Raw genomic sequence first — 16,363 nt, 5'->3', positions numbered from 1 at the left:
CGACCAAGGCAAGTACAAGGAGGTTGCATGAGTACGCAGGACGCCGAGAATCCGGCTTCGGATCTGATCCTTTATCGCACGGAGGATGCGCAGACCCGCATCCAGGTGCGGTTGGAAGGCGGGTCGGTCTGGCTGACGCAGGCGCAGATGGCCGAGCTGTACCAAGTCACGGTAAAGACGGTCAGCGAGCATTTGCAGAACGTCCTTGCAGAAGGCGAATTGGAAGCTGAACGAACTATCCGGAAACTCCGGATAGTTCAAATTGAAGGTGAACGGCAGGTTCGCCGACAGGTAGATCACTACCACCTCGACGCCATCCTCGCCGTCGGTTACCGCGTCCGGTCCGCCCGCGGCACCCAGTTCCGGCAGTGGGCCACCGCCCAGCTATCCGAATACTTGGTCAAGGGCTTCGTCATGGACGACGCGCGCCTGAAGGATCCCGGCGGCTGGGACTACTTCGACGAACTGCTGGCGCGCATCCGCGACATCCGCGCGTCGGAGAAGCGCTTCTACCAGAAGGTCCGCGACCTGTTCGCCCTGAGCGTGGATTACCGTGATAGTGAGCAGCAGGCATCGCTGTTCTTCGCCGAGGTCCAGAACAAGCTGCTGTATGCAGTCGCCGGCAAGACCGCCGCCGAGCTGGTCGTCGCGCGTGCGGACCCCGGTCGGCCCAACATGGGGTTGAGCCATTGGGAGGGAAGCCGCGTGCGCAAGGGGGATGTTCTCGTTGCCAAGAACTACCTCAGCGCCGACGAGGTCGATTCGCTCAACCGGCTGGTGGTGATCTTCCTGGAGCAGGCCGAGCTGAGGGTCAAGGACCGCAAGGCGCTCACGCTGGATTACTGGCGCGAAAACGTGGACCGGCTGTTGGCCTTCAACGACCGTCCGGTGCTGGAAGGGGCGGGCTCTGTCAGTCACGCGGCGATGAAGGTCGTCGCGCACGAATGCTACGACGTGTTCGACTCCCACCGTCGCCGAGCGGAAGCGGTGGCGGCGGATGCAGAGGATATTGGGGCGCTGGAAGCGGCCGAGAGGGCGTTGAAGGCTCACGGGAAGGAAAAAGGAAAATGATCGGGGTGTCCGGTCGGCTGCAAGTGTTGAATCCATGAAGGAGTCCGCATGAAGGCACTACTCGTCGCATTCTTCGCCAGCGCCGCGCTGCAGGCCGCGCCCGTTTCGGCGGCCGCGCCGGAATCGCCGCTGTTCGGCCGGTGGACGTTGGACACCGCCACGTTGCCGATGCCGCCCGAGATGCGGCCGAAGCGGGTCACGCTGAGTTTCGATCCGGTGGCCGACGGCAGGATCGCCACGCAGGTGCTGATCGTCGATCAGAACGACCGCGCGATGACTTCGGAATCCACGCTGTCGCTGGACGGCACGCCGGGACGCGCTTCGGGCACGTACTGGGTCGATGTACTGGCCGCCAAGATGCCGGCGCCCAACGTGCTGGTCATGCAGTTCGTCTATGAAGGCGTGCCGCGATCCACGCGGGTGTACTCGGTGAGCGCGGATGGCAAGGTGCTGACCGAAACCGAGGCCTACTTCAAGGAAGACGCGACGCCGGTGATGCGCACGGCGCAGTTCACCCGGGTGGATGGACGGCCGTGATGTTCTGCCGTCATCCCCGCGCAGGCGGGGACCCAGCGCCTTTCGCCTTGACTCTTTGTGGCCGCATCAGGTCCCGCGCTGAGCCAAGCACCTACTCCTCCGCACGCCCCACACCCTCGCGATCACGCACATAGTGCTTCGCCAGCGGGAACGGCGGCAGCCAGGATTCGCGGCGGACGGTCCACAGTTCGTAGGTGGGCTGCAGTTGGTCGGGGGCGTCCAGGGAGCCCAGGTTCACTTCAATCTCGTCGGCGGTGCGGGCGAACACGGGCGAGCCGCAGCGGGGGCAGAAGAACCGGCCGGCGTAGTCGCGGGTTTCGCCCTCCACGGTCACGGCGTCCTGGGGGAAGATCGCTGACGCATGGAACAGGGCGCCATGGTGCTTGCGGCAGTCCAGGCAGTGGCACAGGCCCACGCGGTGGGGGCGTCCCGATGCCACGAAGCAGACGCTTCCGCAGAGGCAGCCGCCGGTGAAGTGGTCCATGCGGGTTCTCCTTCAACGCAGGCAGGTGCGCTGCGTGTGCAGGCTACTCCATGCGGGGACGATGGCCGCTCTGCACCCAGTCCACCCACGTCTTGAACGCGCTGCCGATCTGTTCGCCAGAGAAGCCACAATGGCCGTTGCCCATGGGCGGCAAGGTGAGGGGCTTCGTCTTCCCGGCCATTGTGGGCGGGTCCGCGAAGATCGACTGGAAACGCGGGGTGATGGTGGGGTCTTCGTGGTAAAAAATAGTGCTCTGGAGTCCCCCTGTTTCCCCAGATATTGGCGGCCTTACTTCGTCGAAGGTCAGTCAATTAACGGAAGCACGAAGCCAATCACTAGCAGAGCGTGGAAAGGCTTCTCAGATTTGGTACGTCGAGGGCGCTCCCAAAGAATCTGTAAGCAAGCGAATCATTCAGTCGAATCTGAACTTCCATGGCGCGGGATCAGAGTAGGATTCTTGGTCGTGCGTACTCTTCTAAGGCGTTCAGTTCAATGCGGAGAAAGTGCGCTGGCGTCCGTATATCGATTCTAGAAATTATTTAACTGCGACTGCTAACTAAGGCTAAGGTAGCTAAATGACAGGGCGTGGTGGACGGAAGAGCAAAGGTAAGCTTAAGGCTGGAAGTCAGCAGCCACAGATGAGGCTTGCTCCCCATCCTTTCAACAGGGTAGACCGGGAGCTTCTAATTGAGGCCTTCGCAAAGCGCGGAAAGAGCGCTACAGAGTGCTTGCCGTCATTTGTCGAACGTATACGACGGCTCTTTTTGGAGCAGGACCCGATAGCACTCGTCGCAATCCTTGGTCACTACGTATCAGTGCAAGGGATTGGCCCCGATGGCCCCTCGGGGCAACCGATGATCTCGCATATGAATCAGCACCATGTGGAGATGCTGCAGGCAATCGCTCTCACCGTATCAGCAGAAGAAATTGGCGCCTTACCCCCGACGCCACATGTCATCGGCGAAGCTATAGACAGCGTGCGCGATCTTGCAGGTGCATTCTCTGAGTCTCGTATGGCCAGGATGGCCAACGAGATGGGGGCGGAAGAGAGCGTACAGCTCGCCCTTCAGGAAAGAATGAGGCTGCATACGCAGATCGTCCGGAATTGGGGTTATTCCCATCAAGTGCGGGAGATTGCATCTGAGCTTTATGGGTCGATGGATGTTGAATTGATGGCTGCCGTTGGATTCACCGCTCGTCAATTGATCAAATGCATTAGAGCGATGGTCAGAATATACGAAGAAAGGGCTAGCAATCGTTTCCAGCGATTGAAGAGAGTAATGCAATCAAGCAAGAGATCAGAACTGGTTAGGAAGTATTTTAGAGAGTTTGCTCCGCTACAGGGAACACCAAAAGAATTCCTATCCAACATCCCTCGGATGTCTATAGGGCAGTTGAAGCAACTCCTCCTCTCACACGCAGACTTGGCTTTGCTCAACGCAGCAACTTTTGATCCTGAGGATGTTGCGCGTGATATACAAGAATCTTGCGAAGCTGTAAAAGCCATCTTTGAGTATCTTTCAAGAGAGCCGGGTAGCTTGGCTCAAGGCTCCATCATGCTTTTTTTTATGGACAATCCGGTATGGTCAAAGCCAGGAATCAAGCATGGTGAGAACTACTTATTCCCACTGCCTCAAGCCGCCTTCAGTCATATTCATAGGATCATGAGATCCCTCATTGAGGAATTTGGTCTTAAGAAGATATACGAGCGTCGAAGGGCCCAATTTCTTGAGAGAAGGGTGGGTGAAGTGCTTCGACGTGCATTCCCGACTGCAAGTGTAGACCCATCAGTGAAATGGAAGCTGGGCCGGGAACAGTATGAAACCGATTGGCTTATCAATCTGGATAGGACGTTACTCATTGTCGAGGCTAAGTCTGCGGCTCTGACATCGGAAGCACTCAGAGGTTCCGCCGACCGCCTGAAGAAACACATAGGTGAACTAGTCGTTGCGCCGGCACTTCAATCCAGCCGCCTCACTGAGATCATTAAACGTGCAAAGAGTGGAGATATAGAATCAACCCGGATTGCTGCCGAGATTAAAGTTGATCCTAATACTATAGATACCGTCATTCGCCTATCTATCACGTTGGACGACTTTTCGATGATTACTGCACTAGAGAACGACCTGAAGAAGGTGGGATGGGTCCCGAAAGATCTTGAGCTTCCAGCTACCTTGAGTCTTGCAGACTTCGAAACTGTCATCGACATCCTTGAGAGTCCAGGAGTGATTCTGCATTACTTCGTTAAGCATCCTAGATTTCAAAGGACAGCTCTTTTGGTCGCAGATGAGCTTGATCTTCTGGGTGTATATCTATCGACGCTGTTTCACATTCCAGAGATCAACGACATCCCCACTACATTTGTCGCAACGGGGGAATCCAAGTCAGTCGACGATTACTATGCATGCGTTGAAGCGGGTATGACCGCCCGAAAGCCGCAACTAGCAATCAACTCTCCAATTCGTACAGTTCTGGAGGCACTTTTTACCCGGCAACCTTCAGGGTGGACAACTATGACTATTGATCTGCTTGAGGTAGGCAGCATTCGCAACCAGAGCGTGCTTTGGGACGGCGTAACGAAGCTGCGGTATGCCATCCCTAAATCGTATAAGGATCCAAAGCACGAGTGCGCGATGGTGGCGGTTCCGCACGGGCACGAGGCGGCGATCGCAGTGGTGGTTCTCCATCGCACTCTAGTGCCCGAGCGCACTGAGAGAGTTAGTCAACTCACGAGTGAGATACTAGAGTCCACCGGCCGTAAGCGCGTCACAGTGATTGTGAAGATATTAGATCAATGGGATATGCCATATGGTATGGCGGCTATTGCACTGGCGTCCTAAGCTCGGGCCACCTGGGATAGCTTGTATATCTGGGAGACGAGTCGAGGGGGAATCCTCTTGTCTAGCTCGTGAGCTTACCGTTTCACGTTCTCTAGCCGAGAGTCGGCCACCGCAATCCTATTCGCCACACCAGTTGACGCTTCACCCTCCGCAGTAGCACCATCCTCCCGCTGCCGTAAAACCAGCAGCCGGGTTTGACAGCCTGTAACCACAAGGCGCACCAGCGCCCATCGACCGATGACCGGCGCTTTTTTCTTGCCCGATCTTCGGAGCATGGAAGCGTGCCCGCTACATGGCGGGCGGTGCGCGGAGACCGCAAGGTCTGCCGGTTCCTTGTGGCCGGTCTGTCAACCGCGCATCGTCCGCCGCCTTGGTTGACAGCGAGGCGACGGATTCCAAATCACACAAGGAATCCACCATGACCCAACGCAAATCATTCGCGCGCACCACCGCGCCCAAGTCCACCCGCAAACCCCGCCGTGCCACCTGCAAACTGACTTTGGCAGAAGACCCGCCCGTCACCGACGCACCACAACCTGTGCTCCTTGTCCCTGCGAAACCCGCGTCCCCGCCAAGCCCCCGCCACCGCACCCCCCAACGCTGCACCCTGGGCGCCCAGTACTACGACGAACGCCACGGCGAACGCACCATCGGCCGCGCCGTACCCAAGCTCCGTCTCGCCGGCCGCTGGCTGGAACACTGCGGCTTCGCCGTCGGCGACCAACTGCACGTCACCGTCGGCCGTGGCGTCTTGCTGGTGACCCGGCGCAGGCAAGACGGCTGACGCCGCCGGTTCCCGCACACAAAAAGGCCCCGCACCGCGGGGCCTTCCCATGAACCAACCACGCCGCCTATGCGGCTGCAAAGCGCAACGCCCTCAACCCGGCTCCCGCGCCTGCAGAACCTCCACCCGCCGCTCCGCCAGCAGCGGCACGATGCGCCCGACCACCAATGCAGCGTAGTGCGGCGACTGCCGGTGCGACTCCAGCGCCGCGGCGTCGCGGTAGCGCTCCAGCAGCAGCAGCGTGTCGGGGGCGTCGATCGCCCGGAACACGTCGTAGCCCAGGCAACCCGGCTCCGCCAGCGATGCGGCGCGAAGCTCGGCGACGTGGGCGAGCACGTCGCCAAGCGCGGCTTCGGTGGTCCGCCAGTGCGCCATCACCACCAGAGGCCCGCGCACGGCCATCACGCCTGCTTCCTCAGGGCTTCGACGATCGCCTCGCCGACCAGCGCGCTCGAGGCTGGATTCTGGCCGGTGATCAGCCGCCCATCGACCACCAGCTTCGGCTGCCATGGGGATGCCGACTCGTACAGACCGCCTTCCTCGCGCAGCGCGCTTTCCAGGTCGAACGGCACGTCGGCGCGGGCGTAACCGTCTTCTTCCGCCGTCGAAAAGCCGGCGACCTTGCGGCCGCGCACCAGCGGCGTGCCGTTGTCGAGCGTGACGCCCAGCAGGGCCGAGGGGCCGTGGCACACCGCCGCCACGATCTTGCCGCCGTTCCACGCACGGAGGACCGCCGCCTGCACCTCCGGGTTCCGGGCGATGTCGACCATCGGACCCAGGCCGCCGGGGAAGAAGATCGCGTCGTAGTCCAGCACGTCGACCTCGGACAGCTTGCGGCTGCGTGCCAGGCGGCGGTACGACGCGCTGCGCAGGAAACCGGCCTGCGCGGCATCGTCGCCATCGAACCCGTCTTCCGGCGGCTTGCCGCCCTGCGGCGAAGCGTATTCCACCGCGATGCCGGCCTTGTCGAGGGCTTCGAACGGGTGCGCGATCTCCGGGAAGAAGAAACCGGTGGCGCGGTCGTTCGGGCCGATCACCGCGGCATTTGTCACAACAAACAGGACATGCTTGACGCTCATGACACGCTCCTTTGTTTCGCAAACCCGGCGATTCCGGGCAGGAAACAATCTATTGACGCCAGCGGGGCACGAGTAGATCCGAAAGCGTTGACAGATTGTCAAAGTAGATAAGACAATCAGGGCATGGAGGACCAGCCCACGCCCGTCCTGGACGAACTCCGCGCCATGGCGATCTTCGCGACGGTCGTGCGCCATGGCAGCTTCGCGGCGGGCGCACGCGCACTGGGCCTCACCCGCGCGGTGGTCAGCCACCACGTGCGCGCGCTGGAGACGAAACTCGGCGTGCCGCTGGCGCAGCGGAGCACGCGCAGCTTCAGCCTGACGCCGGCCGGCGAGGCGTTCCGCGTGCATTGCGAGCGTCTGGTCGATGAAGCCCACGACGGCATCCGCGGCATGGAACTGCTGCGCGCCGAGCCGCGCGGCGAAGTGCGCATCACCTGCTCGCACCATTTCGGCAGCACCCGCATCGTGCCGGCCCTGCTCCAGTTCCGACGGCGTTATCCCGCCATCCGCCTGCACGTGGCGATGAACGATGCCAACGTCGACCTTGTGCAGCAGGGCATCGAACTGGCCGTGCGCGCGGGGCCGCTGGCGGATTCGGACCTGGTCGCGCGTCGCCTGGTCAGCGAGCCCACGATGCTGTGCGCCGCGCCGGCCTACCTGCGCCGCTACCGCGCCCCGGCATCGGTCGCCGAGCTAGAACAGCATCGCTGGGTGGTCTATCCCCCGACCTTGCGCACGGTGACGGCGACCCTCGGCGGATCGCCCGTCGATATCCCGGTCCAAGGCGATGTCGTCACCGACAGCGCGGCGTCGCGGCTGGCCTTCGTGCTGGCCGGCGAGGGCATCGCGCGCCTGCCCGCGTACGACGCCGCCGCGCCGCTGGCTTCCGGCGAGCTGGTGCGCGTGCTGCCGGATGTCGAAACCGCACCGCTGGAAATCCACCTGGTGCATTCCAGGCGCATCGGCCCGAGCGCACGGCTGCTGCGCGATTTCCTGCTGGATGCGGCAAGACAGGGGTCAGAGCACGACTAGAGCGCTTGCCGGAGCGATCCGGATGGATCCCGTCGATGGGCATGATGAGCGAACGGATGTTCCGGCTTCATTCGCCTTGAGGGAAACCCCCGGCGTTGCCGGGGGGTGCTTGTTTTTCCCATGCCTCCCGCTTCTCCACCAGGAACTTGCGTCGCGGGCGAAGGATTCGTGCCACGATCCGGAGTGCTGTTACTTCAAGCCGCGATGTTCCAGCAGCGGCTCCACGCTCGGGTCCTTGCCGCGGAAGTCGCGGTAGGCGACGGCGAGGTCGCGGGAGTGGCCGATGGAGAGGATCTTGTCGCGGAACGCCTGGCCGTTCTCGCGGGTCAGGCCGCCGTTCTCGCGGAACCACTGGAAGGCGTCGTGGTCCAGCACCTCGGCGCCGAAATAGGCGTAGTAACCGGCCGCGTAGCCGCCGCCCCAGATGTGGCTGAAGTAGCTGGTGCGGTAGCGCGGCGGCACCGCCGGCAGGTCCACCTTGTACTTGGCCAGCGCCTGCTTCTCGAACGCGTCCACGTCCTGCTTGCCGGCGCCGGCCGGCAGCAGGTGCCAGGCCAGGTCCAGCAGCGCCGCCGACAGGTATTCGGTGGTGGCGTAGCCCTGGTTGAAGGTGCGCGCCTTGACGATCTTGTCCACCAGCGCCTGCGGCATCGCCTCGCCGGTCTGGTGGTGCCTGGCGTAGTGGGCGAACACCTTCGGGTCCAGCGCCCAGTGCTCGTTGAACTGCGAGGGGAACTCGACGAAGTCGCGGGGCACGTTGGTGCCGGCCACGCTGGGGTAGGTGGTCTTCGAGAACATGCCGTGCAGCGCATGGCCGAACTCGTGGAACAGCGTGGTCGCCTCGTCGAAGCTCAGCAGCGCGGGCTGGCCGGCGGCGGGCTTGGTGAAGTTCTCCACGTTGTAGATCACCGGGATGTCGCCGGTCAGGCCGTTCTGTTCGACGAAGTTGCCCATCCACGCGCCGCCCTGCTTGCTCTCGCGCTTGAACGGGTCCAGGTAGAACAGCGCCAGCTGCTTGCCGTCGGTGTCCAGCACGTCGAACACGCGCACGTCCGGGTGGTAGACCGGGATGTCGGTGCGCTCGTGCAGGCTGATGCCGTAGAGCTGGTTGGCGGCGAAGAACACGCCGTCCTTCAGCACGCGGTCCAGTTCGAAGTACGGGCGGATCTGCGATTCGTCCAGGTCGAACTCGGCCTTGCGCACCTGTTCGGCGTAGAAATCCCAGTCGGCGGCGCCGGCGGTGAAGCCGCCCTGCTGCGCGTCCACCACGCCCTGGATCTTGGCCAGCTCGGCGCGCGCGCGGGCGGTGGCGGCGGGCACGGTGTCGTTGAGCAGCTTGAGCGCGGTTTCCGGCGTGCCGGCCATCTGGTCGGCGATGCTGTAGGCGGCGTAGCTGGGGAAGCCCAGCAGCTGTGCCTTGCGCGCGCGCAGTTCGGCCAGGCGCTGGATGGTGGCGCGGGTGTCGTTGCCGTCGCCGTGCTCGGCGCGGCCCAGCGAGGCGGCCATCACCTGCTCGCGCAGCGCGCGGTCCTTCAGCGAGCCCAGCGCCGGCTGCTGGGTGGTGTTCTGCAGGCCCAGCAGCCACTGGCCTTCCTTGCCGGCCGCCTTGGCGGCTTCCGCGGCGGCGGCGATGGCGCCTTCGTCCAGCCCATCGAGCCGGGCGGCGTCGGCGACGAACACGCCGCCGGCGTTGCCGGCCGCCAGCAGCTTGTTGCTGAAAGCGGTGGTCAGCGAGGACTCCTCGCTGTTGAGCTTGCGCAGCTCGGCCTTGTCGGTGTCCGACAGCTGCGCGCCGGCGCGCACGAAGTCGTCGTAGCTGTGCTCGACCAGGGTCTTCTGCTCGGGCGTCAGGTCCAGGCCGTCGCGCTGGTCGTACACCGTCTTCACCCGGGCGAACAGCGCCGGGTCCAGGTGGATCGCGTCGCTGTGCTCGGCCAGCTTCGGCGCCAGCGCTTCCTCGGCGGCCTGCAGCGTCGGGTTGGTGTTGGCCGAGGTCATCGCGAAGAAGATCGTCGAAGCGCGGGTGAGCAGCGCGCCGCTGCGCTCGAGCGCTTCGAACGTGTTGGCGAAGGTGGCCGGTTCCGGGTTATCGGCGATCTCGCGGACTTCGGCGAGGTGGCGGCGCATGCCTTCCTCGATGGCCGGTTGGTAGTCGGCGTCCTTGATGCTGTCGAACGGCGGCGCCTGGAACGGCAGCGTGCTGGTGGCGAACAGGGGGTTCTCGCCCTGGGCGGGCGTGGCGGTATCGGTGGCGGGCATCGTGGATTCGGAAGCGGGGCGGTCGCCGCAGGCGGCCAGGGCCAGGGCGATCGCGGAAGGCAGGAACAGCTTGCGCAACATGGGAGGGACTCCGGGACAGTACTACACGGGTAAAGGTATGTCGCAGGGCGGCAGGCGTCAGCATAGTGTGCGCCCGGCCGCCCGGGTTCGGAAATGCCATTGGGCATGCCATCCGGCGGTGGCGGGCATTCCGGCAAGGCGGGCGAAGGCACGCGGGCGCCGGCCGATCCCGCCCATCGTTCCGCATGGCGCGCATCGCCCGTCGTTCATGCCATGGAACAGGGTGCAGCGGCCCGATGGGTTACCATCCACGCCCCCCGAAGGAATCTCCGTGATGAGCGCCTCCGACGACACCACCGGCAAGATCACCCAGGCGCAGGCCGAGGACGCGGTGCGCGTGCTGCTGGAATGGGCCGGCGAGGACCCGCGCCGCGAGGGCCTGCTGGACACGCCCAAGCGCGTGGCCAAGGCGTACCGCGACTGGTTCAGCGGCTACCAGATCGATCCGCGCGAATACCTGGCGCGCACGTTCGAGGAAGTGGCCGGCTACGACGAGATGATCGTGCTGCGCGACATCGAGTTCGAGAGCCATTGCGAGCACCACATGGCGCCGATCATCGGCAAGGCGCACGTGGGCTACCTGCCCAACGGCAAGGTGGTCGGCATCAGCAAGCTGGCCCGCGTGGTGGACGTGTACGCGCGCCGCTTCCAGGTGCAGGAGAAGATGACCGCGCAGATCGCGCAGTGCATCCAGGACGTGCTGCAGCCGCGCGGCGTGGCCGTGGTGGTGGACGGCGCGCACGAGTGCATGACCACCCGCGGCGTGCACAAGCGCGGCGTCAGCATGGTCACCAGCAAGATGCTGGGCGAGTTCCGCGAGGATGCGCGCACGCGCGCCGAGTTCCTGCGCTTCATCGAATCCGGGACCGGCCGGCGCTAACGAGTCTGCCGGTCTTTTGTAGGAGCGGCTTCAGCCGCGACCGCAAACTCTGGAAAGCATTTCGACACGGATCAAAGCGAATAAAGGCGGATCAGAAGCAAAGGCTTTATCTGTGGTTGTTCGCTTTGATCCGTGTCTAAAACTCCTTGTGTTTCCGGTCGCGGCCGAAGCCGCTCCTACAGGGGTATCGACAGCATGAATGCTTGTCCCTGCGGCACCGGCCGCGCCTATGCCGCCTGCTGCGGCCGCTACCATGCCGGGGAAGCCGCGCCCGATGCCGAGGCGCTGATGCGTTCGCGCTACAGCGCCTTCGTGCTGCGCGACGCCGCCTACCTGCGCGCCAGCTGGCATCCCGACACCCGTCCGGCCGAGTTGGGCGTGGAAGACGGTCCGGATGCGCACACCGTCTGGCTGGACCTGAGCGTCAAGCGGCATCGCGTCACCGGCCCGGATGCGGCGGAAGTGGAGTTCGTCGCCCGCTACCGCGTCGGCGGCGGCTCCGCGGTCCGCTTGCACGAACGCAGCCGCTTCGTGCGCATCGAGGGCCGCTGGTACTACCTCGACGGCGACCACCCCCGGTCCTGAGGTATCCCCGCGTTTTCGTCTGTGAGATCTGTCGGAATCGCGAGGTTGCCTCCATCAAGGCCGATCGTCCGGCACTGATCGGCGCGATCGCGGGGGCGTATCGCGATCGACCCGGAGGAGAAGGACAGCGCCGCCGTCGTGACGGGCTTGTTTACGGAGACATGCGACTATGTCCGTGGGCAAGGATGCGCATTGATACTCGAGGTCGCTGCACATGGATATGTTCGACCACCCGATGACCGGGTTTTCGCCTGGCGCCGACTTTTCCTGTTCGGTCCGGCAAGCCACCATCCTCCATCTGCCGAAGGAAGAACCTCATGCTTTATCTCGATACTCCGACAGCACGTGACTTGTCCACCCTGAACGGGTTGCGCGCGGACGTCTGCGTCTCGATCTATCTGCCGACGACGCCCATCACCCAGGACATCCACAAGGCGCGCATCGAGCTCGCCAACCTCGCCAGGGAGGCGGTCGGACAGATTCGCGACGGGGGAGCGGACAAGCGGCGCCTTGCCGCGCTCGAGGAGCATCTGCACGATCTCGCCGATGACGATGAGTTCTGGCGGTTCCAGGCGCATAGCCTCGCCGTCTTCGCCACGCCGGATTTCCTGCGCACCTTCCGCTTGGCCAACAAGCTGAGCGAGATCGTGGAAGTATCGGACCGCTTTCATCTGAAGCCGCTGATCCGTGCCATCACCTTCCCGCACGCGGCTTATGTGCTGGCGATCTCGGAGAACGCCGTGCGGCTGGTCGAAGTCTCGGCCGATCTGCCGGCGGCGACGGTGAAAGTGCCTGATCTGCCGAAGGACGCAGCCAGCGCCGTCGGCAAGTCCACCATCAACGACCGCTCGCCGAGCGGGCGAGTGCAGGGCAGCGAGGGACAGAAGACCCGTCTGGCGCAATATGTGCGCAAGGTCGACGCGGCCCTGCGCCCGATCCTCGCCGGCAGCGACCTTCCCGTCATTCTCGCCGCGACGCAGCCGGTGGAGGCCATCTTCCGCTCGGTGAGTTCCGTCGCCGCCCTGCCGCAGGCCATATCGGGGAGCCACGACAGGACCAGCGACGCCGATCTCGCAAACGCCGCGCGACCGATCCTCGATGCGTACTACGACAAGCAGGTCGCGGACTTCCGGGCCGTGTTCGAAACGCGCAGCGGCCAGCGCCGCGCCACGACCGATATCTCCGACGCCGCGCGGGCGGCGACGTTCGGCAATATCGATCAGCTCCTGGTCGACATCGACAACGTAGTGGATGGGACTGTGGATGAGGAAACCGGCGAGGTGACGTTCGACGAGGCCGGCGATGCACGCAACTACGGTGTTGTCGATGAGATCGCAGGCCGTGCGCTGCGCTCGGGCGCGAAGGTGCTCGGGGTCCGCAAGGGCGACATCCCCGACGGGAAATCGCTCGCCGCGATCCTGCGAAGCCCGCTCTGACGGTGCCCTGAAGCGGATTCCGCGCGCCGCTTCCCATCATTGCCGACGGGTCGCTGCCAGAACGTCGCACGCGGCTTCCACGAGCACCCGTCGCGCCATGCCTTGCGGCGAGCCGTCGATTGGCCGCTGGTACCGCCTCGACGGCGACCACCCCTGATCCGCGACTGCAGGAGTCGTATCGGCATGTCGATACGGGTCAGTCGCGACGTGGAGGCTTCCGGTCGCGACTGACGTCGCTCCTACAAAAAAGATGGCGGTACTTACGAACCGCCGTGCAGGTAATCCAGCGTCACCTGCAGAAGCGCGCGCAGGCCGACGTCCAGCGCGCCTTCGTCCAGCATGAACTCGGGCGAGTGGTTGCTGGGCGCGGTGAGCGGGTCGGTGCCCTTGGCGGTGCTGCCGACGAAGAAGAACATCGAAGGCACTTCCCGCGCGTAGAACGAGAAGTCCTCCGCGCCCATCTGCAGCGGCGGTTCGATCACGTTGTCCGCGCCCACCACGGCCTTCAGGCTGGGCGTCATGCGGGCCGTCAGCGCGGGGTCGTTGACCGTGACCGGATTGCCGTCGCTGTCCGGCACGTTGGCTTCCACCCGGGCGCCGTGCGCGGCGGCCACGTGCGTGGCCACGTTCTTCAGGTCGGCGAAGATCTTCTGCCGCATGCCCTCGTCGAAGGTGCGGATGGTGCCCACCACCTCCACGTCGTCGGGGATGATGTTGTAGCGGATGCCGCCCTTGATGGCGCCGAAGGTCACCACCGCCGGCAGCTTGGAGATGTCGGTGCGGCGGCTGACGATGGTCTGCGCAGTGCCGATCACGTCGGCCATCGCCACGATCGGGTCCACCCCGCCCCACGGCCGCGAGCCGTGCGTCTGCCGGCCGATCACCTTCAGGTTGAAGCTGTCCGACGCGGCCATCAGCGGCCCCTGGCGCACGCCGATCCGGCCGACCGGGATCGACGAGAACACGTGCAGGCCGAACATCGCCTCCGGCTTGAAGTCGGCGAACAGTCCTTCCTCCAGCATCAGCGAAGCGCCGCCCTCCTCGCCGGCCGGCGCGCCTTCCTCGGACGGCTGGAATACCAGCATCACCTCGCCCGGCAACTGGTCCTGCATCGCCACCAGCGACTTCGCCACGCCCAGCAGGATGCCGGTATGCGCATCGTGCCCGCACGCGTGCATCACGCCGACCGTCTCGCCGCGATAGGTCGCCGTCGCCTTGGAGGCGAACGGCAGCGAATTGCGCTCGGTCACCGGCAGCGCGTCCATGTCCGCGCGCAACGCGATGCGCGGGCCGGGCCTGCCGCCGGTGATGATCGCGGTGACGCCGTGGTGGGCGATGCCGGTGCGCGGCTGCAGGCCGAGCTTGCGCAGTTCCTCGGCCACGCGCCTGGCGGTCTGCTCCTCGCGGTTGGACAGTTCCGGATGCTGGTGGAAATGCCGGCGCCAATCGACCACCTGCGCCTGCACCGCCTTGCTGGCGGCGACGACTTCGGGGCGTTGCGCGGGTGTGATGTCCTGTGCGGCGGCGGGCAGCGCACAGCACAGCGCGGCGGTGAGCAGGGAAAGGGCGAGGGGACGTGCGTGGCGCATCGTGTCGGGCTCCGGTGGGATGGGACGATCCTAACCGCAACGGCTGTGGCGGGGTTGCGACGGGATCGATGCCGGAGAGGCAGCATGCCGTGCGGAGGACTCCGGGCAGGGTCCGGCAACTGCAATTCGTTCGTCGTCCCCGCGCGAGCGGGGACCCGGCGACTCCAAGCCGTTGAAAGCGAAGACACTGGATCCCCGCCTGCGCGGGGACGACGGCGAGGGTCCGACGTTATTCCCCGTAGGAGCGGGCGATGCCCGCGATGCTTTCATCGGTAGAGCATTGCGTCCATGGGGCGCTCCTACACGAGATTCAATATCAAGGCGAGGCGAGGTAATCCAGCGCCACCTGCAGCATCGCGCGGCTGCCGGTTTCCAGCGCCTGTTCGTCCAGCAGGAACTGCGGGGAATGGTTGATCGGCGCGGTGGCCGGGTCGATGCCGGCGGAGGTCGAGCCGACGAAGAAGTAGAACCCCGGCACCGTGTTGGCGAACTGCGAGAAATCCTCCGCCACGGTCACCAGCGGCATCTCCACCATGTTGCCGGCGCCGACGGCCTTCTCCAGCGAGGGCCGCACGCGCTGCGCCAGCGCGGGCTGGTTGATCGTGGCCGGCGCGTTGTTGACCACCTGCAGTTCCGCGCCGCCTTCGCTGGCGTGCGCGTAATCGTCGGCGATGCGACGGAAGCGGGCGATCACGTCCTCGCGCACGGCCGGGTCGAAGGTGCGCAGCGTGCCGACCAGGGTGGCCTCGTCCGGGATGATGTTGAAGCGCACGCCGCTCTGGAACTGGCCGGCGGTCAGCACCACCGGGCTGCTGGCGATGTTGACCTGGCGCGCGATCATGCTCTGCGTGCCCAGCAGGATCTGCGCGCCCAGGGTGATCGGGTCCACGCCGTCCCATGGGCGCGAGCCATGCGTCTGCTTGCCGCGCACGGTCAGCATCCATTCGTCCGCCGCCGCCATCAACGGGCCGCTGCGGTAGCCGACCGCGCCCACCGGCAGGCCGGCCCACACGTGCAGGCCGAACACGGCATCGGGCTTGAAATCCTCGAACACGCCTTCCTGCAGCATCAGCGCCGCGCCGAAGGCCTGGCCCGCCACCGGCGGCCCTTCCTCGGCGGGCTGGAATACGAACATCACCTCGCCCGCCAGTTCGTCCTTCGCCGCCACCAGCGCCTGCGCCACGCCCATCAGGATGGCCACGTGCGCGTCGTGGCCGCAGGCGTGCATCACGCCGACGGATTGGCCGCGGTACTCGGTCTTCACCTTCGATGCGAATGGCAGGCCGGTCTGTTCGGTCACCGGCAGCGCGTCCATGTCGGCGCGCAGTGCGATGCGCGGGCCGGGCCTGCCGCCTTTCAGCACCGCCACCACGCCGGTCTTGCCGACGCCGGTGCGCACCGGCAAGCCAAGTCCGCGCAGGTGGTCGGCGACCAGCTTGGCGGTGCGGACTTCCTGTTCGCCCAGCTCGGGGTGCTGGTGGATGTCGCGGCGCCAGGCGACGAGCTTGGGTTGCAGGTCCTGCAGGGTTTTCGTCGCGATGGAATCCTGGGCCTGTGCGGATGCTGCGGCGGCGAGCAGCAGCAGCACGGCGGACAGCAGGCGGGTCGCGATTCGGTTCGGAGAAGGCATCAAGGCATTCCACGTGGGAGTGGATGAATGGTAGCGCGGTCCGACCGACGACCTGTAGGAGCTGCGTAAGCCG

Annotated in this window: 14 protein-coding genes; 8 read left to right on the top strand and 6 right to left on the bottom strand. The window is 64.7% G+C overall.

Going from position 1 to position 16,363, the window contains the following annotated elements:
- Nucleotides 1–27: 27 nt before the first annotated feature.
- Together AAD027_RS03440 and AAD027_RS03435 are read left to right on the top strand one after the other, a co-directional pair.
- Complete coding sequence (locus AAD027_RS03440; protein WP_341724599.1) at nucleotides 28–1,071, top strand: virulence RhuM family protein; 1,044 nt, start codon at nucleotides 28–30, stop codon at nucleotides 1,069–1,071.
- A 48-nt stretch (nucleotides 1,072–1,119) separates the two neighbouring features.
- Nucleotides 1,120–1,608, top strand: coding sequence for a LuxR family transcriptional regulator (locus tag AAD027_RS03435; protein WP_341724598.1), 489 nt, complete (start codon nucleotides 1,120–1,122; stop codon nucleotides 1,606–1,608).
- Between the two features lie 91 nt (nucleotides 1,609–1,699).
- On the opposite strand, the gene AAD027_RS03430 is transcribed toward AAD027_RS03435, so the two are convergent.
- Complete coding sequence (locus AAD027_RS03430; protein ID WP_341724597.1) at nucleotides 1,700–2,092, bottom strand: GFA family protein; 393 nt, start codon at nucleotides 2,090–2,092, stop codon at nucleotides 1,700–1,702.
- Between the two features lie 866 nt (nucleotides 2,093–2,958).
- Between AAD027_RS03430 and AAD027_RS03425 the strand changes: the two genes are divergently transcribed.
- Nucleotides 2,959–4,932: a hypothetical protein gene (locus AAD027_RS03425; RefSeq protein WP_341724596.1), complete on the top strand. Its 1,974-nt coding sequence runs from the start codon at nucleotides 2,959–2,961 to the stop codon at nucleotides 4,930–4,932.
- 418 nt (nucleotides 4,933–5,350) lie between these two features.
- A complete protein-coding gene (locus AAD027_RS03420) occupies nucleotides 5,351–5,716 on the top strand; it encodes a SymE family type I addiction module toxin (RefSeq protein ID WP_341724595.1) in 366 nt (121 codons plus the stop codon).
- Between the two features lie 93 nt (nucleotides 5,717–5,809).
- Here AAD027_RS03420 and AAD027_RS03415 read toward each other — a convergent pair whose 3' ends face one another.
- Nucleotides 5,810–6,112 (bottom strand): putative quinol monooxygenase, encoded by a 303-nt coding sequence (locus AAD027_RS03415; RefSeq protein WP_341724594.1) that lies wholly within the window; start codon nucleotides 6,110–6,112, stop codon nucleotides 5,810–5,812.
- A 5-nt stretch (nucleotides 6,113–6,117) separates the two neighbouring features.
- Entirely contained in the window at nucleotides 6,118–6,795 is a 678-nt protein-coding gene (locus tag AAD027_RS03410) for a type 1 glutamine amidotransferase domain-containing protein (protein WP_341724593.1), read from the bottom strand.
- 123 nt (nucleotides 6,796–6,918) lie between these two features.
- Here AAD027_RS03410 and AAD027_RS03405 point away from each other — a divergent pair, with 123 nt between their 5' ends.
- A complete protein-coding gene (locus AAD027_RS03405) occupies nucleotides 6,919–7,830 on the top strand; it encodes a LysR family transcriptional regulator (protein WP_341724592.1) in 912 nt (303 codons plus the stop codon).
- 189 nt (nucleotides 7,831–8,019) lie between these two features.
- Here the strand turns inward: AAD027_RS03405 and dcp are convergent, their stop codons facing one another.
- Complete coding sequence (gene dcp / locus AAD027_RS03400; protein WP_341724591.1) at nucleotides 8,020–10,170, bottom strand: peptidyl-dipeptidase Dcp; 2,151 nt, start codon at nucleotides 10,168–10,170, stop codon at nucleotides 8,020–8,022.
- A 274-nt stretch (nucleotides 10,171–10,444) separates the two neighbouring features.
- On the opposite strand from dcp, the gene folE reads away from it, so the two are divergent.
- From folE to AAD027_RS03385, 3 genes are all read left to right on the top strand, one after another.
- Entirely contained in the window at nucleotides 10,445–11,050 is a 606-nt protein-coding gene (gene folE, locus AAD027_RS03395; RefSeq protein WP_341724590.1) for a GTP cyclohydrolase I FolE, read from the top strand.
- Between the two features lie 195 nt (nucleotides 11,051–11,245).
- Nucleotides 11,246–11,635, top strand: a complete 390-nt coding sequence (locus tag AAD027_RS03390) for a YchJ family protein (protein ID WP_341724589.1) — start codon at nucleotides 11,246–11,248, stop codon at nucleotides 11,633–11,635.
- Nucleotides 11,636–11,952: 317 nt separating this feature from the next.
- Nucleotides 11,953–13,071, top strand: coding sequence for a baeRF11 domain-containing protein (locus tag AAD027_RS03385; protein ID WP_341724588.1), 1,119 nt, complete (start codon nucleotides 11,953–11,955; stop codon nucleotides 13,069–13,071).
- 260 nt (nucleotides 13,072–13,331) lie between these two features.
- Here AAD027_RS03385 and AAD027_RS03380 read toward each other — a convergent pair whose 3' ends face one another.
- Together AAD027_RS03380 and AAD027_RS03375 are read right to left on the bottom strand one after the other, a co-directional pair.
- The gene (locus tag AAD027_RS03380) at nucleotides 13,332–14,660 is read right to left on the bottom strand and encodes a M20 family metallopeptidase (RefSeq protein ID WP_341724587.1); all 1,329 of its coding nucleotides are present in this window, start codon (nucleotides 14,658–14,660) and stop codon (nucleotides 13,332–13,334) included.
- A 316-nt stretch (nucleotides 14,661–14,976) separates the two neighbouring features.
- Entirely contained in the window at nucleotides 14,977–16,290 is a 1,314-nt protein-coding gene (locus tag AAD027_RS03375; RefSeq protein WP_341724586.1) for an amidohydrolase, read from the bottom strand.
- Nucleotides 16,291–16,363: the final 73 nt, after the last annotated feature.

Source organism: Pseudoxanthomonas putridarboris (assembly GCF_038321125.1).
GTDB lineage: Bacteria > Pseudomonadota > Gammaproteobacteria > Xanthomonadales > Xanthomonadaceae > Pseudoxanthomonas_A > Pseudoxanthomonas_A putridarboris.
Note: the sequence above shows the minus strand (reverse complement) of the source record. Positions and strands in the feature narration are given on the sequence as shown.

Excerpts from the sequence above, each read along its gene's own strand:
- AAD027_RS03440 (WP_341724599.1), top strand. The coding sequence starts at position 28 with ATGAGTACGCAGGACGCCGAGAATCCGGCTTCGGATCTGATCCTTTAT.
- AAD027_RS03435 (WP_341724598.1), top strand. The coding sequence starts at position 1,120 with ATGAAGGCACTACTCGTCGCATTCTTCGCCAGCGCCGCGCTGCAGGCC.
- AAD027_RS03430 (WP_341724597.1), bottom strand. The coding sequence starts at position 2,092 with ATGGACCACTTCACCGGCGGCTGCCTCTGCGGAAGCGTCTGCTTCGTG.
- AAD027_RS03425 (WP_341724596.1), top strand. The coding sequence starts at position 2,959 with ATGAATCAGCACCATGTGGAGATGCTGCAGGCAATCGCTCTCACCGTA.
- AAD027_RS03420 (WP_341724595.1), top strand. The coding sequence starts at position 5,351 with ATGACCCAACGCAAATCATTCGCGCGCACCACCGCGCCCAAGTCCACC.
- AAD027_RS03410 (WP_341724593.1), bottom strand. The coding sequence starts at position 6,795 with ATGAGCGTCAAGCATGTCCTGTTTGTTGTGACAAATGCCGCGGTGATC.
- AAD027_RS03405 (WP_341724592.1), top strand. The coding sequence starts at position 6,919 with ATGGAGGACCAGCCCACGCCCGTCCTGGACGAACTCCGCGCCATGGCG.
- dcp (WP_341724591.1), bottom strand. The coding sequence starts at position 10,170 with ATGTTGCGCAAGCTGTTCCTGCCTTCCGCGATCGCCCTGGCCCTGGCC.
- folE (WP_341724590.1), top strand. The coding sequence starts at position 10,445 with ATGAGCGCCTCCGACGACACCACCGGCAAGATCACCCAGGCGCAGGCC.
- AAD027_RS03390 (WP_341724589.1), top strand. The coding sequence starts at position 11,246 with ATGAATGCTTGTCCCTGCGGCACCGGCCGCGCCTATGCCGCCTGCTGC.
- AAD027_RS03385 (WP_341724588.1), top strand. The coding sequence starts at position 11,953 with ATGCTTTATCTCGATACTCCGACAGCACGTGACTTGTCCACCCTGAAC.
- AAD027_RS03380 (WP_341724587.1), bottom strand. The coding sequence starts at position 14,660 with ATGCGCCACGCACGTCCCCTCGCCCTTTCCCTGCTCACCGCCGCGCTG.
- AAD027_RS03375 (WP_341724586.1), bottom strand. The coding sequence starts at position 16,290 with ATGCCTTCTCCGAACCGAATCGCGACCCGCCTGCTGTCCGCCGTGCTG.